Here is a 26,358-nt window from a genome sequence, read left to right on the forward strand (position 1 = left end):
AATAACCTTTTATTTGTTGCTATTATTATTTTTGCAGCATGCCTAGAAGAGAACGAAACAAATTTGTAAAACGCGGTGAAATAATTGAACTGCTTATTGAAGATTACGCCTTTGGCGGAAAAGGAATTGGACGTATAAGAAATGAACACGGCGAGTTTGTTGTGTTTGTACCCAACACCATACCCGGGCAAACGGTTAAAACGCAAATTAAAAAATCTAGTAAAAAGTATGCTGAAGGCAAATTGCTTGATGTTATTACTAGAGCCGAAAACGAAACCACCATACCCTACCAAGATATACCCGGTGCGCCTTATATTTATTTGCCTATTGAAAAGCAACATGAATACAAACAAACCAGCACTTTAGAGCTTTTTAAACGCATTGGTAAAGTACCCAACATTGAAAGTTTGTTTGATGAATTTGTAAGCTCACCAAACACTTTTCATTACAGAAATAAAATGGAATATGGCTTTTCTGCCATTGGATATGATAGAACAGAAAAAACCGATATTGACGCTTTTACATTAGGCTTTAAAAAACGAGGTACTTGGTGGTGTGCCGAAAATTTAAATAACGATAGTGGCTTATTTGATACCCAGGTTGAAAACAACCTAAAACACATTAGAAATTACTGCCAACAAACAGGTTTAGCGCCATGGCACGCACCAAGAAAAGAAGGTTTTTTTAGGTATTTTATTGTTAGAAAATCATATAAAACCAATAAACTGCTTTTTAATTTGGTAACCACATCATATGATTTGCCTAAATTTAACCTAACTACATTTGCCAATTATTTGGTAGAATTATTTGGAGATAGAGTTGCTGGCTTTCTTCACACTATTAATGATGAAATTGGAGACCGCACCATTGCAACCACCGGTAGTATTAAACTTATTTATGGTGAAGATAAAATTGTTGAAGAACTACTTGGTTTAAATTTTGAAATTAGCATAAAAAGTTTTTTTCAAACCAACCCAAAATGTGCCGAAAAACTATACAGTAAGGTTATTGATTATGCACTAGAAAACAAAGAAGCCATTGATAACACAGTGGTTTTAGATTTGTTTTGCGGCACCGGTACCATTGGGCAAATTTTAGCTTCAAAAAGTAAAAACACTAAAATTGTTGGTGTGGATATTGTGGCATCGGCAATTGAAGATGCTAAAGAAAACGCCAAAAGAAATAGCATTGATGGTTTGAAATTTTACGCCGCCGATGTTGGTAAATTCCTCACCGAACACCCGCAGTACAAAAACAAAATACGCACTATTATTTTAGACCCTGCGCGTGCAGGTATTGCACCAAAAACACTTAAAAAAATAATAAACCTAAATGCAGAACGTTTGGTTTATGTATCTTGTAACCCTGCCACCCAAGCCCGAGATACCGAGCAATTAATGGCCGAAGGTTACACCATAAAAAAATTGAGTTTAGTAGATCAATTTCCGCATACAGCACACATAGAAACTGTTGTATTGTTTGAAAAACACTAACAATTTTCAATAAACAAAACGTATAAACGTATACGCAAAAACTAATGAAACATTTAAAATTAATAATACTACCCCTTGTAATTTTCACGGTAGCTTTTATAAGTTGTGAAAGAGATGATATTTGTCCGGAAAGCACACAAACAACCCCATCATTACTTATAGATTTATATGATTTCACAAATCAGGAAAACCGTAAAAATGTGTTTAACTTAGTTGTTGTTGGGGTTGATAATGACGTTATTTTATCTGGTTATGAATTTGTAACAGCCGATGATTTTATTTTACCCTTAAAAACCGATGCTAACACCACCCAATACAACCTTATAAAAGACGCTACCATAAACAATAATGGTACACCAGATAATAGTAGTGATGATTTTATTGAAGGAAACATAGACACCATTACCATTAACTATACCACCGAAGAAGTTTATGTATCTAGAGCCTGTGGGTATAAAACCATTTTTAACAACGTTGAAGTGGTAATAACAGATGATGGTAATAACTGGCTTTTAGGCAACCCCATAAAATTAACTAATAACCAACCTGTAGAAAATGAAAACGCAACACATTTTAACTTATTTCACTAATATAGCTTTAATAATTGCGTTTAGCACCACTACCTTTGCCCAAAATGATAGTATTGTAAACGTTACCGATTCTTTAAAAGTTAAACAAAAATACGGGCTAAGAGTTGCTGGCGATGTTGGTAAATTAATACGTTCTTTTTTAGATGAAGATTATACAGGCTTTGAAGTTGCGGCAGATTTTAGACTGAAAAAAAACATGTATATAGCTGGTGAAATTGGTTTTGAAGAAAAAAACACCATTACCGATTATATGGATATTACAACCAATGGCTCATACTTTAAAGCCGGTATAGATTTAAATATGTATGAAAACTGGCTAGATATGGATAATATGGTTTATGCAGGTTTTAGAGTTGGTGCCAGCAGTTTTTCGCACGATTTAAATAGCTTTTCGGTTTACAGTACTAACCAATATTGGAATCCGCAATTAACATCAACAGACACCCAAGAATTTAGTGGCTTAACTGCATTTTGGGGTGAACTTATTTTAGGTATGAAAGTTGAATTATTTAACAACCTTTACATGGGTTTAAATGTGCAGTTAAAAATGTTAGCTAGTGAAACTGATCCTGATAATTTTGAAAACGTTTACATACCTGGATACGGCCGCACCTATGATAGTACTGGTTTAGGCACCAGTTACAGCTACACTTTAGGCTATAGAATACCTTTGTATAAAAAGGCTAAAAAGTAAATATTTAGCTTTTACACAACCTTATACTTTAAGTTAAAAAATTAAGTAAGATTGGTTAATATTTTAAAGACAATAAAAAAAACTTTTTAGCTTTCACTAAAAAAAACTTCTTTTAAAATATCTATTCTTAGTTTTAGTAACTCTGCGTTTTCAAAAGTAGGATCTATTGGTACCGGAAAAGAGTTTTCAAGTGAATTTTCGTTTAATACATTTTCAACCCAATCATACATTAATTTGCAATATATATCAACAGCTTCATGCGCAGATTTAATAGATTTATCTAGATAAACAAAAGGCAAATCGCCAGCAATTACCCAAATAAAATCATCAACATCTTTATTAATGGGTTCTATTTCAAATAGAAATACGCCTAATAAATCATAAGAACTAAATTCAAAATCATACCAAGATTTTTTTACTTCAATACACCACTCATGACTTTCTAAATAGGCTTGTGCCTCTTTTTCTAAACTCAAAATAGTTTTTAATTCTTCGGTTTGAATTAAACCATTTAAAACATCTTCATTCATAATTTTATTTAGTTTTAAACTAAAATTTATTTCATGTATTTACCTTTTTTACTTCCTTCGTACATAACATATTTAACCAATCTAGATTCTAATTTGGCATTAAATAGTTGTATTTTTCTTGAAGGACGCAAACCTACATGTTTCAAAGCATCTAAGTTTGATGTAATAAACCAAGCATCGGTACCTGGGTAATTTTGCTTTAGGGTATCGCCTATATTTTTATAAAATTGCTCCATATCAATATTTAAACGCTCACCATAGGGTGGATTAAATACCATGTGCAATTTGGTGTTTCCGCCTTTTTGGGTTTTAAAAAAATCTTCGTGTTTAACGGTTATAAAATCGTCTAACTGAGCATTCTTAACATTATCTTTGGCTTTATAAACGGCACTGGGCGCTTTATCATAACCTATAATTTTATAATGAAAATCGCGTGTTTTTTTAAGTAGTGATTCTTCAATTTTTTCAAACAAATCTACATCCCAATCTTCCCAACGCTCAAAAGCAAACTCTTTACGCATAAGGTTTGGTGGTATGTTACAAGCAATCATAGCAGCCTCAATTAGCATGGTGCCAGAGCCGCACATGGGGTCCATAAAATCACTTTGTCCATCCCAACCAGACAGCATAATCATACCAGCAGCTAATACTTCATTTATGGGCGCAATATTGGTAGCTGTTTTGTAACCTCGTTTGTGTAAAGAATCGCCTGAGGCATCCAGTGATACTGTACAATCATTTCTATCAATATGAATATTAATTTTTAAATCTGGAAATTTTAAATCTACATTTGGTCGTTGTCCTGTATTATCTCTAAACCTATCAACTATAGCATCTTTAGTTTTTAAAGCAATAAATAACGAATGTTTGAATACTTGTGAATGAATAGTGGCATCTACCGCCAATGAACCTGAAGCCTTCAAGTAGTTTTCCCAAGGCATTTTGTATATGTTATTATACAAATCTTGCTCATTAAATACTTTAAAGCTATGTATAGGTTTTAAAATTTTTATAGCAGTACGCAGGCCTAAATTTGCTTTGTACATAAAGCCTTTATCACCAACAAAACTTACATTACGCACCCCTTTTTTAACATCTTGTGCTCCAAGTTGTGTTAGTTCGTTTGCTAGTAAATCTTCAAAACCAAACAGTGTTTTGGCTACCATTTTGAAATTTTCATCCATTTTTTGCTACTACATTAATTTATAAGTATAAGAAGCAAAAATAACGTATTTTTTTTGGCATAAAGCAAACTATAGTTTTTAAAATATACAAGCTTAGTATTTACCATACATGTGTCATTTATATGTTATGTTTTTATATGATAAAAATTGGTGTACTTTTGCATTACATTTTGAGCACACGTAACTGGGTTATCATTCTTACTATTTTTTTGAGTCATCAAATTAAATAAAAACAGTAACCCTATAAAAAGAATAATGAATACAGATACATCTACTTGGTTTTCATCTTGGTTTGATACGCCATACTACCACATTTTATATAAAGATAGAAATGACACCGAAGCTCATGCGTTTATGGATACGCTTACTAATTATTTAAATATACCCGAAAATGGTACTATTTTAGATTTAGCCTGCGGACGTGGCAGACATGCCCGATATTTAAATAAAATTGGTTATGATGTTACAGGTGTAGATTTAAGCGAAAACAGTATTAATTTTGCTAAAAAATACGAAAACCATCGCCTAAATTTTAAGGTTCATAATATGTGCCAGCCTTTTGAAAAACAATTTGATGCTGTTTTTAATTTATTTACCAGTTTTGGGTATTTTGATGACGATGCTGATAACCTTAAAACCATAAAAGCCATTAAAGCTAATTTAAACGAATTTGGTTTTGGTGTGATAGATTTTATGAACACTGATTACGTTATTAACAACCTAGTGCCAGAGGAAGTTAAAACCGTAAACAACATCACTTTTAATTTAAAACGATATGTTGAAGATAAGCACATTATTAAAGACATTTCGTTTACAGACAATGATCACTTTTACAATTACAAAGAACGTGTTAGAGGTTTTACTTTAGAAGATTTTGAACAGTTATTTGAAGAAGCCAACGTACACTTACTAGATGTTTTTGGCGATTATAACTTACGTAAGTTTAGCAAAAAAACATCAGAACGTTTAGTTATGATTTTTAAATAACATAAATACACTATTAAGCACCATTTTGTTTTACAATTTTCATGAATAACTATCTTTTTCCCTTTTTAGCTGTAATCTTAGGTGTTATTATTGCGCGTTTCACAAAGCACACAAAATCTTGGAATACAAAATTACTACTATCATTCAGCGGTGCTTTTTTGCTAGCATTAACACTCTTTGAATTACTACCCGAAGTATACCACCACCTAGAAGCAAAAACCACAGGACTTTACATTATGTGCGGTATTATGCTTCAAATTATTTTAGAGCTTTTTTCAAAAGGCGCAGAACATGGGCATGTTCACAATAATAAAAACGATAAAACATTTCCGTACGCACTATTTTTAAGTTTATGCATTCATAGCTTTTTAGAAGGCTTCTCAATTCACAATCATAATGATATGGTTTACGGTGTTTTAGTACACAAAATACCTATAGCTACCATAATAAGCATGTTTTTGTTAAAGAGTAATTATGATAAATTTCAAATAGGTGCTTTTTTATTAGTTTTTGCCTGTATGACCCCTTTAGGTACCCTTATTGCTAATATTTACGGTGATATGCATAACGCTATAACCGTAATAAACGCTATAGTAATTGGTATATTTTTTCATATTTCAACAACAATTTTGTTTGAAAGTGGTGATGGTCACAGGTTTAATACCTCAAAGTTTATAGCCATTATTTTGGGGGTTGGTATTGCATATTTAATATAAATACACATTTTAACTAAATAATATGTTTAGTAAAGAAGAATCTAGATTACTAAGACAAGAATTTTGGACCAGCTTTGGTAAATCTTTTCCAAGAAAATGGATTTTATACAACACGAAACTAAAGGGTTTTAGCTTTAAATTTCATTTTGATACTAAAAAAGCTTTAGTTGCCCTTGATATTGAAGACGATTTAGAATTTAGAATAAAATACTGGGAGAAATTAGAAGCCCTAAAAAGTATTTTACAAGGTGAGTATTTACCTAATGCCATTTATGATGAAACATACATTTTAGAAAATTATAAAGAAATATCTAGAATTTATGTGCCTTTAGAACAAAAAGTATCAATTCACAATAAAAACACTTGGCAAGTTGTTATGGAATTTTTTAATAAAAACATGACCTTGTTTGAAACTTTTTTTGAAGAATATAAAGATGTTATTGAAGGCTAACTACAATTCACATACTTATAAACACTTTACAAAATAAATCATTTGTAATTTGTTAAATAAACACTAAAAACATAATGCAACAACGTTGCATTAATAAGATTTAGGCTATATTTGCAAACTAGTTGCATTAAATTATACAATGAAAATAGCCTTAAAAAAACCTGATGCTTGGGGTGCCTTAGCTAGTACCTTGTGTTTAATACATTGCTTAGCTACACCTTTTTTATTTTTAGTACAAACACAAGTTGCTGCATGCTGTGCCGCAAAAAATGTCCCTTTTTGGTGGAAATCTATTGATTTCATATTCTTAATAATTTCCTTTTTTGCAGTGTACCAATCAACAAAAAACACAACTAAAAGTAGTGTAAAAGCGGCCCTTTGGGTTTGTTGGAGTCTTTTATGTTTTTTAATAATAAATGAAAAATTAGATTGGTTACACTTACCTGAGGTATTTATTTATTTCACAGCTATTTCTATGGTTATACTTCATATTTATAATTTAAAATACTGCCAATGTAAAACCGATAATTGCTGTACAAATAATGAATAAAGAACTCATAGAAAACATAGGAGATAATCACGTTTCAACAGCTATTGAAACGCCACTTTTAACAACCGCTTTTGATAAAAGTGATGACGAAAAAATAGAAAACATAAAACATCACTTTGCCAAAATTATGGAAGAACTAGGGCTAGATTTAACTGATGATAGCCTCTCTGGAACACCATATCGCTTTGCCAAAATGTATGTAAAAGAGCTATTTTATGGTTTAAACCCTGAAAACAAACCCAAACTTTCGGTTTTTGAGAACAAATACAAGTATAAAAAAATGCTTGTAGAACAAAACATTACTATCGATTCGTCGTGCGAGCATCATTTTTTACCAATTACGGGGCACGCACATATTGCATACATTCCTAAAGATAAAGTTATTGGCTTATCTAAAATTAACCGCTTGGTAGATTATTATGCACACCGCCCGCAAGTACAAGAGCGCTTGTCGCTTCAAATTTTAAAAGACTTACAATCTGTTTTAAACACCAAAGATGTTATTGTAATGATTTCTGCAAAACACCTGTGCGTATCTTCCAGAGGCATTAAAGACAAAGATAGTTTTACCACAACTTTAGAGTATGGTGGTTGTTTTGAAAATGATGTTAACCGCAATGAGTTTTTAAAAATTATAAATAACACAACGTTATAACCTAATTACCATTTTTTTAAAATGAAAAAACTACCAGTTACAGTACTTAGCGGTTTTCTTGGCGCAGGAAAAACCACTTTATTAAATCATATTCTACATAATAAACAAGGTTTAAAAGTGGCCGTTATAGTTAACGATATGAGCGAGGTTAACATTGATGCTCAATTTATTGAAAACGAAAACACCCTTTCTAGAACCGAAGAAAAGCTTGTAGAAATGAGCAACGGTTGCATTTGCTGTACACTTCGTGAAGATTTAATGATTGAAGTTGAAAAATTAGCCGCTCAAAACAAATTCGATTATTTATTAATTGAAAGCACAGGTATTAGCGAGCCAATTCCGGTTGCCCAAACCTTTACTTTTGAGAGCGAAGATGGAAACATAGATTTAAGTCGTTTTAGCTACATTGACACCATGGTAACTGTGGTTGATGCCTTTAACTTTTTAAAAGATTTTTCTAGTCCAGATTATTTAGCTTCAAGACATTTAACAAATATTGAAGGCGATAATCGCACCATTGTTAATTTGCTTACCGATCAAATTGAATTTGCCAATGTTATCATTTTAAATAAAATAGATTTAGTTGATAACAAAGATTTAGAAGAACTTAAAGCCATAATAACCTCGTTAAATCCTGAAGCTAAAATTATCACTTCAACACAATCTGAAGTTAATTTAAATGACGTTATAAATACAGGATTATTCGATTATGCCAAAGCCGAAGCCTCGGCAGGATGGATTAAAGAATTAGAAAACGAACACACACCAGAAACCGAAGAATACGGTATTGGTTCCTTTGTTTTTAGAAGTAAAAAACCTTTTCATCCAGAGCGCTTTTTAAATTATTTAAATCAAGATTTTCCTCAAAACGTTATAAGAAGTAAAGGACTGTTTTGGTTGGCATCTCGACCAAATCAAGCTTTAATTTGGAGTTCGGCAGGTGGTTCTTGTAAAGCCGATAATGCTGGAGTTTGGTGGGCGTCTATGTCATTATCAGAGCGTGCCAATTATGCTGCTTTTGTTGAAAATCAAAAAACCATTGAAACTGATTGGGATGCTAATTTTGGCGACCGTAAAATTGAACTCGTTTTTATTGGTCAATATCTAGAAAAAGAGCAAATTATAAAGCAATTAAACACATGTTTACTAACCGATAATGAAATTAATCTCTGGAAAGGCAATTTATTTCCAAATATTGATTCGTGGCCTATTGAAAATTTCGCACCAACAAATGCTTAACTTTGTTTAAAAAATAAACATGCACCCCATTAACATAGGAATAATTACTGTAAGTGATAGAGCTAGCCAAGGTATTTACGAAGATTTAAGTGGTAAAGCCATTATAAATACCTTAAACGAATATTTAACTTCCAAATGGAACAACGTTTATAGAATAATTCCTGACGAACAAGACCAAATTGAAAACACAATAATAGATTTAGTTGATAACAAAAACTGCTGTTTAGTAGTAACCACAGGCGGTACTGGTCCTGCAAAACGCGATGTAACCCCCGAAGCTACAGAGGCCGTTTGCGACCGCATGATGCCTGGTTTTGGTGAACTTATGCGTGCCGAATCTCTAAAATATGTGCCTACAGCCATTTTATCCAGACAAACTGCGGGACTTAGAGGCAGTAGCCTGATTGTAAATTTACCAGGAAAACCCAAATCTATTCGCGAGTGTTTAGATGCTGTTTTTCCAGCTATTCCTTACTGTATCGACTTAATGAATGGTCCGTATTTAGAGTGTAACGAAGCTGTAATGTCTCCTTTTAGACCTAAAAAGAAATAAATTTTGGAAGCAATTATTACCATTGTTGGTTTTTTGGGAGCCGGTAAAACCACACTTTTAAAGTATTTAATTGAAAGTTTTCAAGCCAAAAATTGGCAACCTTTTGTAATATTAAACGATTATGAAAATGCCAATATGGATGTGCAACACTTTAGAAATCAACTTCATTTAAACGCTATTAAACCCCTAAGCGGAAGCTGTATTTGTTGTAGTGGCATTGTTGAACTTCGCGAAACGGTTAACAGAATTCCTGAAAGAAAAAATGGCATTACTTTAATTGAAGCCAACGGCACATCAGATGCTTGCGCGCTCATGGAGTTTTTAGGCGTAGGCTTAAACGAACGATTTTTACCGCCTATACAAATCTCGGTTGTAGATGTAAAAAACTGGCAAAAACGAGGCGAACACAATGTGTTAGAAGCTAATCAAATTCAAGTATCTTCTCTCTTAGTTTTAACGCATTTAGATGAAGTAGATAAGGAGAGAAAAAACAACGTAATAATTAATTTAAAAAGCCTAAACCCTACGGCTCAAATTATTGATGCTAATAAACTTGATGCATTACTTTTACCCGAATTAATACCATCTAAAAACATAGCCGAAAAATTAGACCATTTTAAAACGCATTGGGCGTCGTGTTCTGTCGATTTACCAAATTTACCTTCAGAAAAAGCAATAAAAACCATTTGCCAAAACTTACCAAATAGCATTTTACGTGTTAAAGGTTGCACTAAAATTGACAACCATGAAAACTATACGTATTTTGAGCGCAAACCCGATGGCTCTGTTAATATCAGGCCGTTTAAAGGCATCCCAATTACAGGTTCTAAACTGTTAACCATTGGTCCTGGTAGCAAGCCGGAAGTATTAAAAAAAGCCATTGAAACCGTTACGAGTTTAGTGAAATAACTTGTTTGCTTAATGTTTAAATTTTTATCATGATTCAAACTGAAAACCTAACATTTAAATATAAAAACCAGAAAACAGCGTTTAGTTTTCCTAATATTCAATTAAAAGAAAATGAGCATCTTTTAATTCTTGGTAAATCGGGTATTGGTAAAACCACGCTTTTGCATCTTTTAGCGGGTATACTTAGTCCAGAAACAGGGAAAATCAATATAAATAATACAGATATTACTACTTTAAATAGTAAACAATTAGACCAATTTAGAGGCAGTAACATTGGCTTAGTATTTCAAAAAAAACATGCCATACCATCATTAACCGTTTTTGAAAATTTACAAGCGCGTTTGTACTTTTCTAAGAAAAAAAAATCTAGTAGTTATATAAATCAGTTACTAGAGCAATTGCAATTAACTCATTGTAAAAACAATAAAGTAAATGAAATTAGCGAAGGGCAATTACAACGCTTAGGCATAGCGCTTTCAGTAATACACAATCCGCAAGTTATTTTGGCCGATGAACCCACATCTAGTTTAGATTATGATAATTGTAAAACTGTTATAAAATTACTCATTGAACACGCCGAAAAAAATAACGCACATTTAATTGTTATTACACATGATGAGCGTATTACATCTTTTTTTAACAATAGTCTTACGTTATGAATATTTTTAAAATTAGCTTAAAAAATCTAAAAAACAAGTTGTTTTATACGGGTTTAAGTATAGTTATTTTAGCCTTAAGCATCACATTATTATTAGGTATTAAGCAAATACAACAGTCTTTCAACTATCAAACCGAAAACAATTTAGGCGCTATTGATATGGTTATTGGCGCCAAAGGTAGTCCGTTGCAACTTGTATTAGCTTCTATTCTTCATTTAGATAATCCTACAGGAAATATAAAGTATGCTGAAGCTAAAAAACTAGCCAAAAATAGGTTAATTAAAACCGCGGTTCCTATTTCTTATGGCGATAATTATAAGGGCTACCGTATTGTTGGAACCACCAACGAATTCTATAATTTTTATAACGCCGAAATAGAAACCGGACAATTTACTAAAGCGCCTTTTGAAGTTGTAATTGGGGCCACTATTGCCAAAAATCTTAATTTAAAATTAGGCGACACTTTTAAAAGTTCGCATGGTTTAGTTGCTAATGATATTGATGTGCACGACGATGAATTACAAGTAGTTGGTATTTTAAAACCCACACAAAAAGTAATAGACCGCTTAATTGTAACCCATTTAGAAACCATTTGGGATGTTCACGATCATGACCATGAAGAAGAACATGAACACGAAGATGAACATGAAATTAGCGATACTCATGAAGGTGAACACCATAACCATGACGAAGACAGCGAACAACATCATGAGTATGATGATGAGGCTCATGAAGGTGAACACCATAACCACGAACACGGGGCACATGAACACCATGATGATGAACACGAACACCATGACGAGCATGATGAAGACAAAGAAATAACCTCCTTGTTAGTGCAATTTAGAAGTCCAATGGGTTTGCTAACCTTACCTAGAAAAATAAACGAAAACAGTAATTTACAAGCTGCTTTACCAAAATTTGAATTAGATAGGTTGTATGAATTTACAAGTATTGGCTTTAAAACCATTACTTGGATAGCTTATTTAATTTTGATAATTTCTGGCATTACTATTTTTATAAACTTGTATAAAATGGTAAAAGAACGCGCTTATGATTTGGCCTTACTTCGCAGCTATGGTGCAAGCAACCTTCAACTAATTAAAATGGTATTTTACGAAGGAATCATTGCTGCTTTTGCAGCCTATGTTTTAGGTTTTATAATTGTTAAACTTGGGATGTATGCGTTACTAAATTTTAGTAATTTAGGTATGAAAACTCATATTATTCAACCATTAAACATAGAAGATGGTATACAAATTGCGGTATTAGTTTTTATAATGGTAACTTTGTCAATTGTTTTTGCAATTTATCCTATTTTAAAAATGAATATTTCAACTATTTTAAGTAATGAAAAATAAAATCTTAGTCGTTTTATTGTTTACGTCCTTTGTTTCTTTTAGCCAAACAAATATTACCTGGAATGACCTTGCTGATGTGACGTTTGAAGAGAAATTTTTACCTGCTTATGATGAAGCTTTTCTAGTGCCTACTTTTTCTAAAAACCTAAAAGCTTTAGAAGGTGAATATATAACTATAAAAGGCTATTTTTTAAATATTGCTCCAGAAGAAAAAATATATATTCTGTCAAAAGGCCCCATGTCATCCTGCTTTTTTTGTGGTGTTGGTGGCCCAGAAACAGCTGTAGAACTGCAATTTAACAATAGTAAAAACTTTAAAACTGATAATATTGTTTTAGTAACAGGCAAGTTAAAATTAAATGCTGTTGATGTAGATCATTTTAATTATATACTAACAGACTGTACAGTAAAGTTGGCTCAGTAAGCGTTATAACGTTTTAATCATTTCAAAATCGTCCATAACAAAGCCATTTCCAATATCTGCAACCACAGACCTTTTATTTATAAATCCTAATGCTTCATAGGCTTTAATTGAATTTTCATTATCAATATTTACAGTAAGCCTAATAGCTTTTAAATCATTAGCTTTGGCTTTTCCTTCAATAAAACTCATGGCTTTTTTTCCTATTTTTTTTCCTCTATAGCTACTCAAAACATATATTTTACTTAAAAATAGTGTACTGGCTTCCTTTTTTACTGAAATGTAACCAACTGCGGTATTATGCCATTCAAGTAAATAATATTCATACCCCTGTTCTACCTGTTTTTTTATAGCTTCAAATGATTGGAACTTTTCAAGCATATAATTTACTTGTGCTACACCAATAATAGGTATGTAATGTTCACGCCAAATTATATGGGCTAAAGTAGCTACTGTTTCAAAATGCTTGTTTGTTTTGGCAATAGAAATTGTTACCATGTTCTAAATTATATAACGGAAAATCATAAAAAAATGGCAAATAGCACCTGCCAAAACAAAAAAATGCCAAATTACATGATTAAAAGGTATTTTTTCAATAGCATAAAAAATAATACCACCTGTATAAGCTAAACCACCTGCAAAAAGTAATAAAATGGCATTATAATTAACAGTGTTTGATAGCGCTGTAAAATCAAAAACAATTAACCAGCCCATTACAAGATATAGAAGTGTTGAAAACGCGCCAAATTTCCCTGTAAAAAATAATTTTAAAACCACACCAAAAGCAGCAATGGCCCAAACTAAATAAAATAGTAACCACCCTTTGCTATTTGCTAAAGAAATAAGGCAAACTGGTGTGTAAGTACCCGCTATTAGAAGATAAATACTTATATGATCTAAAATTCTAAAATAGTGTTTGTTTTTTTCGTTTTTAACAGCATGATACAACGTTGAAGCTGTAAATAACACTATTATTGAAACTCCATAAATTAGCACGCTAATAAGGCTATTAGGTGTTTTTTTAGTGTCATACATTATTAAAAGCACCAATGCTACTACGCCAAAAACGGCACCAATACCGTGTGAAATGGCGTTTAGTTTTTCTTCAAAAGCAGTTTGTTTACGCATTTACTTACTGGCTTTCCATTTTTTTGTTAATTCATAAAAATCAAACTCAACAGCAGGTTTTTGAGGCTCTAGGCGTCCGCTTTGAAAATTACGCAGTAAAATATCTTCAATTAAATAATCTTCTTCAACATTTACAGGATCAAATTCTCTTTTTAGTGAAATTTTAAACATACTTGCCGTTGTATTATACCAAAATGCACGCCAACCACTTCGTAATTCTTTCACTAAATTAAATGCTGTTTCGCCTGTTTGCCTGTGAATTAATTTTACTAAAATTTGGCCTTCGGTACGCGACATTTTTTTTAATTCTTCTGAAAATTCACCTTCAATATATTTTTGAATGCGTTTGGTATAACGCTTTTTATCTCGTTTACGTTTCAAACCTTCTAAACGTTTATTCATAGAATCTAAACGTACAGCGGCAAGTTTTGCGTATGGATAAACTTTTAGGGTTTTTCGGCGTAAAATTAAATACCTAATGCGGGCTTCTCTACTATCAAATTTTAATTTATGTAACAGCTTAACCTCTTCTAAACCAATGCTAGTTCTGGGTACAGAATCGCCTTCAATAATTAAATACTCAACCGTATTTGTAGTATCTTTAACCACTTCAGTTGTTTGAGCCGTAATTATTACAGGAAAAAGTAAAAGAAAAATTTTTAAAATTCGCATGAACTAAAATTGAGGCTTTTCAAATTCAAAATTACTAATTTACACTTAGTAAAACGTTTTTTTAAGCCTGTTATTTTTATGGCAATTAAATGTTGCTTTACATTAAATTAGTATTTTAGTGAAAAATTTTTATTTATGGCAAAAAAGAGCATTCTTAATAAAAAATCTATAGACTTTTTAGAAAAATATTTAAACAATGCAGCCCCAACTGGTTATGAATGGGGCGGACAAAAATTGTGGATGGACTACCTGAAACCTTATGTTGATGAGTTTATTACTGATACCTACGGAACCGCTGTAGGTGTTATAAACCCAAAGGCAAAATACAAAGTGGTTATTGAGGGGCATGCCGATGAAATTTCGTGGTATGTAAATTATATATCAGACAACGGATTAATTTATGTTATTAGAAATGGAGGAAGCGATCATCAAATAGCGCCAAGTAAAGTAGTTAACATTCATACTAAAAATGGTATTGTAAAAGGCGTATTTGGTTGGCCAGCAATTCACACAAGAAACCGCGCTAAAGAAGAAGCCCCAAAACCTGATAATATTTTTATAGATTGTGGTTGCGCAAATAAAGAAGAAGTTGAAAAACTAGGCGTACACGTGGGCTGTGTTATTACATATCCAGACGAGTTTCATATTTTAAATGATGATAAATTTGTATGTAGAGCCATTGATAACCGCATGGGTGGTTTTATGATTGCTGAAGTTGCGCGTTTGCTTAAAGAAAACAAAAAAGAATTACCTTTTGGACTTTACATTACAAACGCCGTACAAGAAGAAATTGGTTTACGCGGAGCCGAAATGATTACCCAAACCATAAAACCAAACGTGGCTATAGTTACCGATGTAACACACGATACCACAACGCCCATGATTGAAATGAAAAAAGAAGGGCATTTAGAAATTGGTAAGGGCCCTGTTGTTGCTTATGCGCCTGCAGTACAACAAAAATTACGTGATTTAATTATTGATACTGCAGAAGATAAAGATATTCCTTTTCAACGTTCTGCGCTTTCTAGAGCCACAGGAACAGATACAGATGCCTTTGCTTACAGTAATGGCGGTGTTGCTTCAGCTTTAATTTCGTTACCATTGCGTTATATGCACACTACGGTTGAAATGGTTCATAAGGAAGATGTTGAAAACGTTATAAAATTAATTTATGAATCGCTTTTAAATATTAAAGACGGCGATACATTTAGTTATTTTGAATAAAACTATTTTAAATTCCCGCGAAAGCGGGAATCTTTTTTCTATTTAATTAAAAACATGGATGAACTCATAGACATTGTAGATGCCAACGGCAACCCCACTGGCAAAACGGCTTTAAAATCTGTTATTCACCAAAAAGGATATTATCATAATACTTGCCATGTTTGGTATTACACAAAAAATGGTACTATTCTGTTGGCGCAACGTAGTGCCAAAAAAGCCATATGCCCCTTAATGTGGGATGTTTCAGTTGCAGGCCATATTGATGCCGGTGAAACCGCAGAACAAGCAACCGTTAGAGAAACCAAAGAGGAAATTGGCTTAATAATTACCGAAAGTGACTTGCATAAAATTGGCACCTTTAAATGCTTTTCAAACTATAAAAATGGCTTGATAGATAATGAATTTCATATCACTTTTATAGCTCAAATTAACACACCTATTAATAAGCTTACACCTCAAATTGATGAAGTTGATGCCCTAAAATACGTGTCAATTAATGAGTTTCAAGAGCTTATTGATACTATTGGTAATAACAATAATCATTTTGCGCCTTCAAATAAACAGTATTATCAAACTGTTTTAACTAAAATATCTCAAACGCTTGCTTAATTAAATGCCGCTACTTTTACTTGCCATTGCTCCTGTTTTTGCTATAATTATTTATATAAATTATAAAGATAAATACGAAAAAGAATCAAAAAAGCTACTCCTTTATAACTTTATACTTGGTGCTGTTGTTAGCGTTATAATAACAACAATTATTTATTACGTGTTTGATATTGTATTGCCATTAACAAACCACACCAGTATTTTACAGCAATTTATAAAAGCATTTGTTGTAGTTGGTTTAACCGAAGAATTTAGTAAATACATTATTGTTAAACAGTTTGCACAAAAAACCAAAGATTTTAATGAACCTTTTGATGGTATTGTTTACGCCGTTATGGTATCAATGGGGTTTGCTGCTACCGAAAATATTTTTTATGTACTTGAAGGCGGCTATGTTACAGCGCTATTAAGAGCCTTTACTGCTGTACCTGCGCATGCAACCTTTGGTATTTTAATGGGGTATTTTATGGGTAAAGCTAAATTTTCAAACTCAAGAGTAGCACTAAATTTTACAGGCTTATTTTTTGCTATTATTTTTCACGGAGCTTATGACTTCTTCTTATTTATAGACTTTATTCCCGGTATTTGGGTTGGGGCTTTTGTGTCATTATTTATTGGTATTATTTTATCAAGAAAAGCCATAAAAAAGCATCAAGAAAATTCGGTTTTTAAGTAAGCATACTTTCTATTTTAAAATATATTTAATAATGTTCTAACACATTATAACTATATTTATACTTTAACCAATTTTCTATTTACATGACAAAAACTTTTAAAACAAAGGTTAATACAACTTTTGATTTTGACATTTCTTCAGAACAGGTGTCAGCACTTGATACTTTGCGTATTTCAGAATCAAAGTTTCACATTATTAAAGCACATAAATCTTTCCAAGCAGACATTCAGTCGTCTAATTTTAATAGCAAAAACTACAACGTTATAGTTAATGGTAATACTTATAATGTTCAAATTTCAGATCAGTTAGATGTTCTTATCAATGACATGGGTTTTGCTCTTGGTTCAACCAAACATGTTAACGCTATAAAAGCTCCAATGCCCGGTTTAATACTTGAGATAAACGTAAAAGAGGGTCAAGAAGTAGAAGAAGACACGCCTTTACTAATTCTGGAAGCTATGAAAATGGAAAATGTTATAACCTCTCCACGTAAAGGTGTTATTAAGTCTATAACGGTAAAAAAAGGCGATGCTGTTGATAAAAATGAATTATTAATAGAATTTGATAATTAAGTCTTATTAGTTTCAAAATAAGTTACTACACATGAAGAAAATATTAGTTGCCAACAGAGGCGAAATTGCTATTAGAGTTATGAAAACTGCCCGAAAAATGGGTATAAAAACAGTAGCAGTATTCTCTAAAATTGATAGACATGCGCCGCATGTAAAATATGCCGATGAAGCCGTTTGTATAGGAGAAGCACCATCAAATGAATCTTACTTAAGAGGAGATAAAATTATAGAAGTCGCAAAATCGCTACATGTAGATGGCATTCATCCCGGTTACGGTTTTTTAAGTGAAAATGCAGACTTTGCTGAATTAGTTGAAAAGAACAACATTACATTTATTGGGCCAAAATCTAAAGCCATAAAAGTTATGGGAAGCAAGTTAGCAGCCAAAGAAACTGTTAAAGCTTATAATATACCAATGGTACCAGGAATAGATGAAGCCATTACTGATGTTGATAAAGCTAAAAAAATAGCCCGAAACATAGGGTTTCCCATTTTAATAAAAGCTTCAGCAGGCGGTGGCGGCAAAGGAATGCGTATTGTAGAAAAAGAAGACAATTTAGAATCGCAAATGACGCGCGCTATAAGTGAAGCTACTTCTGCCTTTGGTGACGGTTCTGTTTTTATAGAAAAATATGTTACATCACCAAGACACATAGAAATTCAAATAATGGCTGATAGTCATGGAAATATTGTACACCTCTTTGAACGCGAGTGCAGTATACAGAGAAGACATCAAAAAGTAGTTGAAGAGGCGCCTTCTTCTGTATTGTCTCCAGAGTTAAGAGCTAAAATGGGGGAAGCTGCCGTTAAAGTTGCTAAATCCTGCGATTACTTAGGAGCAGGTACCGTAGAATTTTTACTTGATGCCGACCATAATTTCTACTTTCTTGAAATGAACACAAGACTACAAGTAGAACATCCTGTTACAGAACTAATTACTGGTATTGATTTAGTTGAACTTCAAATTAAAGTAGCAAGAGGTGAAAAACTTCCAATTAAACAAGACGATTTAAACATTAGCGGTCATGCCCTTGAGCTTAGAGTATATGCCGAAGATCCTCTTAACGATTTTCTACCAAGTGTTGGTAAGCTTGAAGTGTATAAATTCCCCATGGGCAACGGCATTAGAGTTGATAATGGTTTTGAAGAAGGTATGGATATCCCAATCTATTACGACCCTATGCTTTCTAAATTAATCACCTACGGAAAAACAAGAGAAGAAGCCATACAACTAATGATAGCTGCTATAAATAATTATAATGTTAAAGGCGTTTCCACTACGCTAGCTTTTGGAAAATTTGTTTGCGAACATGAAGCTTTCCGTTCTGGTAATTTTGATACGCATTTTGTAAAAAAATACTATTCGCCAGATAAGTTAAACGAACAGACTAAAGAGGAAGCTAAAATTGCGGCTTTAATTGCAGTAAAACAATACTTAACAGACCAGAAACTTTTAAGATTACCAAATTAAAATATATGAACTCAAAAATAAATAAGTTAAACGAACGTATAGCACTTGCCCATTTAGGTGGCGGTCAAAAACGCATTGATAAACAGCATGCTAAGAAAAAATTAACTGCAAGAGAACGTGTTAACTACTTATTAGATGAAGGTTCTTTTGAAGAAATTGGCATTCTAGTAACACACCGAACTACAGATTTTGGCATGGATAAAGAAATCTACTATGGTGATGGTGTGGTAACTGGCTATGGTACAGTTGATGGTAGATTGGTTTATGTTTACGCCCAAGACTTTACTGTTTTTGGTGGTGCCTTATCAGAAACTCACGCCGAAAAAATATGTAAAATCATGGATCTTGCCGTAAAAGTGGGAGCTCCAATTATTGGTTTAAATGATTCCGGAGGTGCTCGTATTCAAGAAGGCGTTAAATCTTTAGGTGGCTATGCCGATATTTTTTACAGAAATGTACAAGCGTCTGGTGTTGTACCACAAATATCGGCTATAATGGGACCATGTGCAGGTGGCGCTGTGTATTCACCTGCTATGACAGACTTTACTATTATGGTAGAAAATACAAGTTATATGTTTGTAACTGGCCCTAATGTTGTTAAAACGGTAACAAATGAGGAAGTTAGTAGTGAAGAACTTGGTGGAGCTCAAACGCATGCTTCTAAATCTGGTGTAGCCCACAAAACATCTCTTAATGATATTGAGTGTTTAGAGGATGTGAAAAAATTACTCAGTTACCTACCTCAAAATAACACCGAGATTACACAAAAATTAGACTTCTCCCCTTCAGAGGAAGTTAGAGAAGTATTAACCACTATAGTTCCTGATAATGCAAACAAACCGTATGATATGCATGAGGTTATTAACGGTATTATAGATGAAGATTCCTTTTATGAAATCCACAAAGACTATGCAGAAAATATTATAGTAGGTTTTGCAAGACTTGGAGGAAGAAGCATCGGTATAATAGCCAATCAGCCAATGTTTCTAGCTGGTGTATTAGATGTAGACAGTTCCAAAAAAGCAGCTAGATTTACGCGTTTTTGCGATTGCTTTAATATTCCTTTATTGGTACTTGTAGACGTACCAGGTTTTTTACCTGGAACTGATCAAGAGTGGAACGGTATTATTGTTCATGGCGCAAAATTACTGTATGCTCTAAGTGAAGCAACCGTACCAAGAGTTACTGTAATTACAAGAAAAGCCTACGGAGGAGCTTATGACGTTATGAACTCTAAACATATTGGAGCCGATTTTAACTACGCATGGCCTAGTGCTGAAATTGCGGTTATGGGAGCCAAAGGCGCAAGTGAGATAATTTTTAGACGTGAAATAGCAGAAGCAGAAAATCCAGCAGATAAGCTGGCTGAAAAAGAAGCAGAATATGCCAATACATTTGCAAACCCATACAGTGCTGCCAAACGTGGCTTTATTGATGAGGTTATACTACCAGAAAATACGCGAAGAAAATTATTAAAGACCTTTTCTATGTTAGAAAACAAAAAAGTTAATTCACCACAAAGGAAGCACGGTAATATTCCATTATAAAAAGAGAACACACATATTGAAACGAAAAAAGGAGGCTCCCTAACCTGCCTCCTTTTCTTTTTTGCTAACGAAACTTAATAAATATTTCGATATTTATCTTGTTAGTCTTTAACCTGTTTTAACTTTGTTTAACAAAAATTAAACTTATAGCCTTGTTTAATTTTATCCAACCAATAAACAAAGACGCAGGCGCTTTGAGAGTACTAACTGCTGATAATAGCGTGACACAAATATGAAAAAAAGAAGCAATAAATTGCACAAAAAACACTACGCATTTAATACGCATGTTAACTTTTTATTAACTTTTGTTTATTAGTTTTTTCAAAAAAGACAATTATATCCTACAAAAAATGATTAATCATAAAAATTATCTCGCAAAAAAGAAGCTAACGAGATACTTTTATCTAAATTCATTTTTTTGGTAATTCTGTACCGTTTACTTTCAATACCTCTTACAGATGTATTTAAAAATAATGCTATTTCTTTATTTTTAAAGCCAATGTATATATGATAACATATAATAATATCAGAATCATTTAAACTAGGAAACATCTTTTTAAGTTTATTGAAAAAACTAATATTAAAATCGTTAATTAAATCTAAATGATTATTACTTTCATTTAAAATTGTAGATGATTCTAAACGAATATTCGTATAAAAATCTTTAATCATGTCACGTTGGGTAACAACATCATTTACTGATGAGATAACTTTTGCCTTACTTTTTAAATTATTAATATAATCTTCTAAACCTTGCACTTTAGCTGTTAACTTTTCATGATTATTTTTTAGCTGGTTCAGCTGTTTATTTTCTTCATCTAAATTATTTAGTTTAATTTTTTGCTTTTTGTAAAACACTAAATATATAATACTTGTAAGCAGTACAGTTGCTAAACAACCCGCGACAAAAAATTCAAAAAAGGTATTTTTCTCACTTTCTTCTTTTAATTTTGTTTCTACTTTTAATAATGAGTGATTTATTTGATGACCTGCATCTATTAGGCTTGCAAACATTTTTTCTTCATGTAAGCGTAAAGAATCTATATATTTTTTAGATTCATCGAGTCCGCCTTCTTGTTCATAAACAGCAGAGTAAAGTGTTAAATAGTCTTTAACGGTATCATTACCCATAAACTTTCTTAGTTTTGATGCTTTATTTAAGTAATGAAATGTAGAATCTAGCTGTTTGTTTCTATTAAAAAACTTTGCCAAATTTGTATTAATTGTAGCATTAAAAGAACAGTAATTAAATGGAGCTATTGTTTTATTATTTTTTAACTTTTTAAATTTACTGTAGTAATACTGGGCTTCATTAAAATTATTTAAACTAATATGGTTTGATGTAACCATAAATAGGGCAAACATGTAAAAGTAAGCATCATCTTTTACACTCTCATATTTATCTAAATTACTTAAAATTAAAGTATTGGTTTCTTTATGCTTATTTTTTAAAAACTTAGTATAAATTTTAATTTGTTCAACCTCTACTAATCCGTTTTTGTAGTCGCTTAAATTAAAATACTCATTTGCTTTATTTAGATAATTTTCAGCTAAAGAATCTTTTTTAGTGTTTGATAAAATAGCATACAATTCAAGACATGAACGTCCTGCTACTTTATATTTTTTTTCAATTTCGCTATATTTTAGTGCCTGAATATAACTTTGATACACTTTAGGGTATTCATTGTATTCATCGTGTATTAAAGCTTTTAACGCAAAATATTCTGAAACTCTGCCTTTTAAACTATTCTCTATGGGTTTTGGTATAGAATCTAAAAAAGGCTGTGCAGATTTTGAATTTTTTTTAATATGCACCTGAGCAGAATCTAAAAAACGAAAATATTCATTTTGTCCATGAGCAAAACAAATGGTTAAAAATAAAAGGCAGTATATACCTCTGATGATAGTTTTTTTTTGAGAGATAAACAATTTATTATTTTTTTGTAAATAAAACGGCAAATTTTTGTTAATCAAAATTACAAAATACTTTAAACAAATTAACATAGTATAATATAACAGCCTTTGTTTTTAGCTTAAAGGTATTCATTTACAGATGATTTGCATGAAAACGAAAAAAAAAATTTCATATTTGAATTGTATCTTCAAAGAAAGCTAATTTTTTAACAAGAATACTCTTAACATTTATTCAACATTTAAAATATACCTAGACTTTTAATATTGCTATTAAATAACATTTTAATATTAATAAGTGTTATTATTAAAGTGCTGAAACCACTAAATTTCAAAGCTTAAACTTTGTGAATTCTTTAACTTATAATCACCTTTAATAAACACAAAAATCAATATTATTAAATTACTTTTGCGCCATGCAAAATAACAACTCTTTTAAAATAGAATTTGTTGCTTTAATGGCCGCTTTAATGTCTATTGTAGCAATTTCTATTGATGCATTATTACCTGCCTTACCTACAATTGGCAATTATTTAGGTGTTACTAACCCTAATAATAACCAATTGCTTATAACCATGATTTTTTTAGGTTTGGGTTTTGGCCAGTTAATTTTTGGCCCATTATCTGATAGTTTTGGCAGAAAACCCATTGTATATTTTGGTTTTGTTCTCTTTATTATAGCTAGTTATATATGCCTTACTACTAAAAGTTTTGAAGTTATGATTATTGGTAGAGTACTACAAGGCATGGGGTTATCTGCACAAAGAACCTTAAGTTTGGCTATAATTAGAGATTCTTACAGTGGCGATTATATGGCCAAAATAATGTCTATTGTAGTTATGGTTTTTATTTTAGTACCCGTAATAGCTCCTGCTATGGGACAATTAATTTTGAATTATTACGATTGGAAAGCCATTTTTTATGTTAATCTATTTTATGGACTAATTGTTATTATTTGGTTTTGGAAAAGGCAACCTGAAACTCTAGTCAAAGAGAAGCGCATTAAATTTTCATCGTCATTGTTTATTGATGGTGTTAAAGAATTTTTTAAGTATAAAGATGCCATAGCTTATACATTAGCTTCGGGCTTTATTACCGGTTCGTTTATGGTGTACTTAAGTACCTCACAACAAATATTTGAGCAACAATATAATTTAGCCGAATTATTCCCTTACATTTTTGCTAGTTTAGCCATTTCTATTGGTCTTGCTACTTATTTAAACAGCGTTTGGGTTGTAAAATTTGGCATGTGGAAAATAGCATATACTGCCACAATTGCCTATGCTGCAATTTCACTATTATATATTATTTTATTTAACTCTGGTAATAACCCGCCAATAGCTATTTTAATTGGCTTTTTTGTATTACAATTTTTTTCGGTAGGATTTTTATTTGGTAATTTAAGGGCTTTAGCAATGCAACCCCTTGGTCATATTGCTGGTATTGGTGCAGCCATAAATGGTTTTGTTTCAACTGTAATGGCAGTGCCTATTGCCAATTATATTGGCAGTTTTGTAAACAACTCTGTTTTGCCTCTTTTTATGGGTTTTTCATTATTTGGTACTCTTACTTTGTTAACGTTTTTATACTTAAAAAAAACTAAAAAAGCAGCTACAAATAACGTTGCTTAATAATATTTATATGATGCTTGTAGTGCCCTAGCGTTATAAATGCCAATGCCCTAGCCGATGTTGGCGCAGCATTTATTTCTCCAATTTGTTTTAAATCTTCAGTTGATACACTTTTTAGTAAGACTATAAAAGCTTGCTCTACAGCTGTAAACTCTTCAATGAGGGTTTGTATAGATTTTGTATTGGCTTTTGAAGTTGGTACATAATCATTTTCTTCAAAGCCTGGTAATGGTGTTTTATCATGTCTGGCTACATGAAAACACCTAAATTGAAACACACGCTCACAGTCTATCATGTGCTGAAACATTTCTTTTACAGTCCATTTATCTGCTTCATATTTATATTCTAATTTTTCCTTTGGAATGCCCTTAAAAAAGGTTTGCACATTATTTAAATTTTCTTGAAACGCTGAAATTAACTCAGTTTCGGCAGGAAGTATATTTAAGTAGCTGCTATAAAATTGATTGTATTCTGAAGGGTTTACATCTTTTAGTGTCATGGTTTTATTTTTAACTGCTTTTAAATATACTGGTTATTGCATTAGGGATTGCAGTGGCATCCTTTTTATTTTGTTTTTTTGACGCAGGAGAAAAAACAAAATAAAAAGATATAACGGAAAGCCCGACGCCCTTAGGCGGAATGCCCTAATTAATCCATAAATAACTTTGGTAAATACAATGAAATTTCGGGAATTAATGTTACCAAAGCTAACACTATTAAACTGGTTAGTAAAAAGGGAAACCCTGCTTTACTTACTTTGCCTATTGATACTTTACCAATACTTGATGATACAAATAAACACACGCCTAAAGGTGGTGTTGTTAAACCAATCATTAAATTTAAAAGGGCAATTACAGCAAAATGTATTGGGTCTACCTGTACTGCTAGCGCTACTTTTAGTAAAATGGGAAATAGTATTAAAAGGGCTGCAATGGTTTCCATAAACGTACCTACAAAAATTAGCAATAAATTAATTAGTAGCAGCACTACGTATTTATTGTTTGAAAAATTTAGTATTTGAGAAGATACTAATTGTGGTAATTGCTCTGTAATTAAAATCCAGCCAAAAAGATTTGCAAAACCAATAAGCACCATAAGTGATGCTGATGTTTTCATAGAATCTAAAACTATGACTTGTACGTTTTTAAAATTGAGTTTTTTGTAAATGAAAGCTCCTATAATTAGTGCATAAACTACGGCTATTATTGACGCTTCGGTGGGTGTAAAAACACCTCCAATTATTCCGAAAAGGATAATAAAGGTCATTAACAACGACCAAAATGTGTCTTTAAAACTTATTAGAATTTGTGTAAAGCTACTTTTAGGGTGTTTTGGATATTTTTTGCGTTTGGCAATAAAATAGGTAACACCCATAAGGCCAAAACCTAACAAAAAGCCTGGTATGGCGCCTGCTAAAAACAACCTGCCTACAGATAAACCACTAAGTGTTGCTGCAATAATCATGGGTACACTTGGCGGAATGATGGGGCCAACAGTTGATGATGCTGCAGTAATGGCACATGAAAAACTGGCATCGTAACCTTCTTTTTTCATTGCCGGAATCATAACAGAGCCTATACTTGCTGTATCTGAAATTGCGGTGCCCGATATACCTGCAAATAGCATTGATGCGCCAATGTTTGCCAGGGCTAAACCACCACGAATATGCCCTGTTAAATGATTGCAAAACGTAATTATTTTGGCTGTTAGCCCTCCTTGATTCATAAGGTTTCCTGCCAAAATAAAACCAGGTACACTTAATAAAACAAACACATCTATACCCGAGTACATTTTCATTGGTATAACTATTAACGGTATGCCTGCAACTATTAAATAGGCTAAACAAGATAAACCCAAAGAAAAAGCTATTGGAAACCTAAATAGTAAACATATTATAAAAACGAGTAATAATATCCAGATCATAT

Annotated in this window: 29 protein-coding genes; 21 read left to right on the forward strand and 8 right to left on the reverse strand. The window is 32.1% G+C overall.

Going from position 1 to position 26,358, the window contains the following annotated elements; translation table 11 throughout:
• Nucleotides 1-38 precede the first annotated feature (38 nt).
• From rlmD to ACYX4H_RS14845, 3 genes are read left to right on the forward strand one after another with little or no spacing between them, the layout of a single operon-like run.
• Nucleotides 39-1,493: a 23S rRNA (uracil(1939)-C(5))-methyltransferase RlmD gene (rlmD, locus tag ACYX4H_RS14835; RefSeq protein WP_476237043.1), complete on the forward strand. Its 1,455-nt coding sequence runs from the start codon at nt 39-41 to the stop codon at nt 1,491-1,493.
• Between the two features lie 44 nt (nt 1,494-1,537).
• Entirely contained in the window at nt 1,538-2,083 is a 546-nt protein-coding gene (locus ACYX4H_RS14840; protein WP_475296588.1) for a DUF6452 family protein, read from the forward strand.
• Entirely contained in the window at nt 2,049-2,777 is a 729-nt protein-coding gene (locus ACYX4H_RS14845; protein WP_476237044.1) for a DUF6048 family protein, read from the forward strand. Before ACYX4H_RS14840 ends, ACYX4H_RS14845 begins: the two co-directional genes overlap by 35 nt.
• 86 nt (nt 2,778-2,863) lie before the next feature.
• On the opposite strand, the gene ACYX4H_RS14850 is transcribed toward ACYX4H_RS14845, so the two are convergent.
• Both ACYX4H_RS14850 and ACYX4H_RS14855 read right to left on the reverse strand, forming a co-directional pair.
• Nucleotides 2,864-3,307: a hypothetical protein gene (locus tag ACYX4H_RS14850; protein ID WP_476237045.1), complete on the reverse strand. Its 444-nt coding sequence runs from the start codon at nt 3,305-3,307 to the stop codon at nt 2,864-2,866.
• A gap of 26 nt (nt 3,308-3,333) precedes the next feature.
• Nucleotides 3,334-4,491 carry a THUMP domain-containing class I SAM-dependent RNA methyltransferase gene (locus ACYX4H_RS14855; RefSeq protein WP_476237046.1) on the reverse strand — a complete coding sequence of 386 codons (1,158 nt, stop codon included), beginning with the start codon at nt 4,489-4,491 and terminating at the stop codon, nt 3,334-3,336.
• 255 nt (nt 4,492-4,746) lie between these two features.
• On the opposite strand from ACYX4H_RS14855, the gene ACYX4H_RS14860 reads away from it, so the two are divergent.
• The 11 genes from ACYX4H_RS14860 to ACYX4H_RS14910 all read left to right on the forward strand — a co-directional run bounded on the left by ACYX4H_RS14860 (nt 4,747) and on the right by ACYX4H_RS14910 (nt 12,995).
• Nucleotides 4,747-5,478: a class I SAM-dependent methyltransferase gene (locus ACYX4H_RS14860; RefSeq protein WP_475296593.1), complete on the forward strand. Its 732-nt coding sequence runs from the start codon at nt 4,747-4,749 to the stop codon at nt 5,476-5,478.
• Nucleotides 5,479-5,519: 41 nt separating this feature from the next.
• Complete coding sequence (locus ACYX4H_RS14865; RefSeq protein ID WP_476237047.1) at nt 5,520-6,194, forward strand: ZIP family metal transporter; 675 nt, start codon at nt 5,520-5,522, stop codon at nt 6,192-6,194.
• 22 nt (nt 6,195-6,216) lie between these two features.
• Nucleotides 6,217-6,645 (forward strand): DUF4268 domain-containing protein, encoded by a 429-nt coding sequence (locus ACYX4H_RS14870; RefSeq protein WP_476237048.1) that lies wholly within the window; start codon nt 6,217-6,219, stop codon nt 6,643-6,645.
• Between the two features lie 139 nt (nt 6,646-6,784).
• Complete coding sequence (locus ACYX4H_RS14875; RefSeq protein WP_476237049.1) at nt 6,785-7,195, forward strand: MerC domain-containing protein; 411 nt, start codon at nt 6,785-6,787, stop codon at nt 7,193-7,195.
• Nucleotides 7,188-7,850 (forward strand): GTP cyclohydrolase I FolE, encoded by a 663-nt coding sequence (gene folE, locus ACYX4H_RS14880; RefSeq protein ID WP_476237050.1) that lies wholly within the window; start codon nt 7,188-7,190, stop codon nt 7,848-7,850. Before ACYX4H_RS14875 ends, folE begins: the two co-directional genes overlap by 8 nt.
• A gap of 21 nt (nt 7,851-7,871) precedes the next feature.
• Complete coding sequence (locus ACYX4H_RS14885; protein WP_476237051.1) at nt 7,872-9,089, forward strand: GTP-binding protein; 1,218 nt, start codon at nt 7,872-7,874, stop codon at nt 9,087-9,089.
• Between the two features lie 19 nt (nt 9,090-9,108).
• Nucleotides 9,109-9,642, forward strand: a complete 534-nt coding sequence (mog, locus tag ACYX4H_RS14890) for a molybdopterin adenylyltransferase (protein WP_476237052.1) — start codon at nt 9,109-9,111, stop codon at nt 9,640-9,642.
• 3 nt (nt 9,643-9,645) lie between these two features.
• Entirely contained in the window at nt 9,646-10,551 is a 906-nt protein-coding gene (locus tag ACYX4H_RS14895) for a GTP-binding protein (protein ID WP_476237053.1), read from the forward strand.
• Between the two features lie 29 nt (nt 10,552-10,580).
• Nucleotides 10,581-11,210: an ABC transporter ATP-binding protein gene (locus ACYX4H_RS14900; RefSeq protein WP_476237054.1), complete on the forward strand. Its 630-nt coding sequence runs from the start codon at nt 10,581-10,583 to the stop codon at nt 11,208-11,210.
• Entirely contained in the window at nt 11,207-12,571 is a 1,365-nt protein-coding gene (locus ACYX4H_RS14905) for an ABC transporter permease (RefSeq protein WP_476237055.1), read from the forward strand. Before ACYX4H_RS14900 ends, ACYX4H_RS14905 begins: the two co-directional genes overlap by 4 nt.
• Nucleotides 12,561-12,995, forward strand: coding sequence for a hypothetical protein (locus ACYX4H_RS14910; protein ID WP_476237056.1), 435 nt, complete (start codon nt 12,561-12,563; stop codon nt 12,993-12,995). Before ACYX4H_RS14905 ends, ACYX4H_RS14910 begins: the two co-directional genes overlap by 11 nt.
• A gap of 3 nt (nt 12,996-12,998) precedes the next feature.
• On the opposite strand, the gene ACYX4H_RS14915 is transcribed toward ACYX4H_RS14910, so the two are convergent.
• From ACYX4H_RS14915 to ACYX4H_RS14925, 3 genes are read right to left on the reverse strand one after another with little or no spacing between them, the layout of a single operon-like run.
• Nucleotides 12,999-13,490 carry a GNAT family N-acetyltransferase gene (locus tag ACYX4H_RS14915; RefSeq protein ID WP_476237057.1) on the reverse strand — a complete coding sequence of 164 codons (492 nt, stop codon included), beginning with the start codon at nt 13,488-13,490 and terminating at the stop codon, nt 12,999-13,001.
• 3 nt (nt 13,491-13,493) lie between these two features.
• Complete coding sequence (gene trhA, locus ACYX4H_RS14920; protein ID WP_476237058.1) at nt 13,494-14,120, reverse strand: PAQR family membrane homeostasis protein TrhA; 627 nt, start codon at nt 14,118-14,120, stop codon at nt 13,494-13,496.
• Nucleotides 14,121-14,792 carry a DUF4294 domain-containing protein gene (locus ACYX4H_RS14925; protein ID WP_475296605.1) on the reverse strand — a complete coding sequence of 224 codons (672 nt, stop codon included), beginning with the start codon at nt 14,790-14,792 and terminating at the stop codon, nt 14,121-14,123. It lies immediately after the preceding gene.
• Nucleotides 14,793-14,927: 135 nt separating this feature from the next.
• Here ACYX4H_RS14925 and ACYX4H_RS14930 point away from each other — a divergent pair, with 135 nt between their 5' ends.
• The 6 genes from ACYX4H_RS14930 to ACYX4H_RS14955 all read left to right on the forward strand — a co-directional run bounded on the left by ACYX4H_RS14930 (nt 14,928) and on the right by ACYX4H_RS14955 (nt 20,891).
• Complete coding sequence (locus ACYX4H_RS14930; RefSeq protein WP_475296606.1) at nt 14,928-16,016, forward strand: M42 family metallopeptidase; 1,089 nt, start codon at nt 14,928-14,930, stop codon at nt 16,014-16,016.
• A gap of 54 nt (nt 16,017-16,070) precedes the next feature.
• Nucleotides 16,071-16,625 carry an NUDIX hydrolase gene (locus ACYX4H_RS14935; RefSeq protein WP_476237059.1) on the forward strand — a complete coding sequence of 185 codons (555 nt, stop codon included), beginning with the start codon at nt 16,071-16,073 and terminating at the stop codon, nt 16,623-16,625.
• Nucleotides 16,626-16,629: 4 nt separating this feature from the next.
• Entirely contained in the window at nt 16,630-17,301 is a 672-nt protein-coding gene (locus tag ACYX4H_RS14940) for a PrsW family intramembrane metalloprotease (RefSeq protein ID WP_476237060.1), read from the forward strand.
• Between the two features lie 83 nt (nt 17,302-17,384).
• The gene (locus tag ACYX4H_RS14945) at nt 17,385-17,873 is read left to right on the forward strand and encodes an acyl-CoA carboxylase biotin carboxyl carrier protein subunit (RefSeq protein WP_476237061.1); all 489 of its coding nucleotides are present in this window, start codon (nt 17,385-17,387) and stop codon (nt 17,871-17,873) included.
• Between the two features lie 31 nt (nt 17,874-17,904).
• Nucleotides 17,905-19,344: an acetyl-CoA carboxylase biotin carboxylase subunit gene (accC, locus tag ACYX4H_RS14950; protein ID WP_476237063.1), complete on the forward strand. Its 1,440-nt coding sequence runs from the start codon at nt 17,905-17,907 to the stop codon at nt 19,342-19,344.
• Nucleotides 19,345-19,349: 5 nt separating this feature from the next.
• Nucleotides 19,350-20,891, forward strand: a complete 1,542-nt coding sequence (locus tag ACYX4H_RS14955; RefSeq protein WP_476237064.1) for an acyl-CoA carboxylase subunit beta — start codon at nt 19,350-19,352, stop codon at nt 20,889-20,891.
• Nucleotides 20,892-21,245: 354 nt separating this feature from the next.
• On the opposite strand, the gene ACYX4H_RS14960 is transcribed toward ACYX4H_RS14955, so the two are convergent.
• Nucleotides 21,246-22,706 carry a helix-turn-helix transcriptional regulator gene (locus tag ACYX4H_RS14960; protein ID WP_476237065.1) on the reverse strand — a complete coding sequence of 487 codons (1,461 nt, stop codon included), beginning with the start codon at nt 22,704-22,706 and terminating at the stop codon, nt 21,246-21,248.
• 512 nt (nt 22,707-23,218) lie between these two features.
• Between ACYX4H_RS14960 and ACYX4H_RS14965 the strand changes: the two genes are divergently transcribed.
• Complete coding sequence (locus tag ACYX4H_RS14965) at nt 23,219-24,433, forward strand: multidrug effflux MFS transporter (protein ID WP_476237066.1); 1,215 nt, start codon at nt 23,219-23,221, stop codon at nt 24,431-24,433.
• Here the strand turns inward: ACYX4H_RS14965 and ACYX4H_RS14970 are convergent.
• Both ACYX4H_RS14970 and ACYX4H_RS14975 read right to left on the reverse strand, forming a co-directional pair.
• On the reverse strand, nt 24,414-24,932 hold the full coding sequence (locus tag ACYX4H_RS14970; protein WP_476237067.1) for a DinB family protein: 519 nt from the start codon (nt 24,930-24,932) through the stop codon (nt 24,414-24,416). The two genes, ACYX4H_RS14965 and ACYX4H_RS14970, sit on opposite strands and share 20 nt — an antisense overlap.
• Before the next feature lie 149 nt (nt 24,933-25,081).
• Nucleotides 25,082-26,356 (reverse strand): TRAP transporter large permease, encoded by a 1,275-nt coding sequence (locus ACYX4H_RS14975; RefSeq protein ID WP_476237068.1) that lies wholly within the window; start codon nt 26,354-26,356, stop codon nt 25,082-25,084.
• Between the last annotated feature and the right edge of the window lie 2 nt (nt 26,357-26,358).

The organism is Seonamhaeicola sp. ABD4_340 (genome assembly GCF_056312135.1).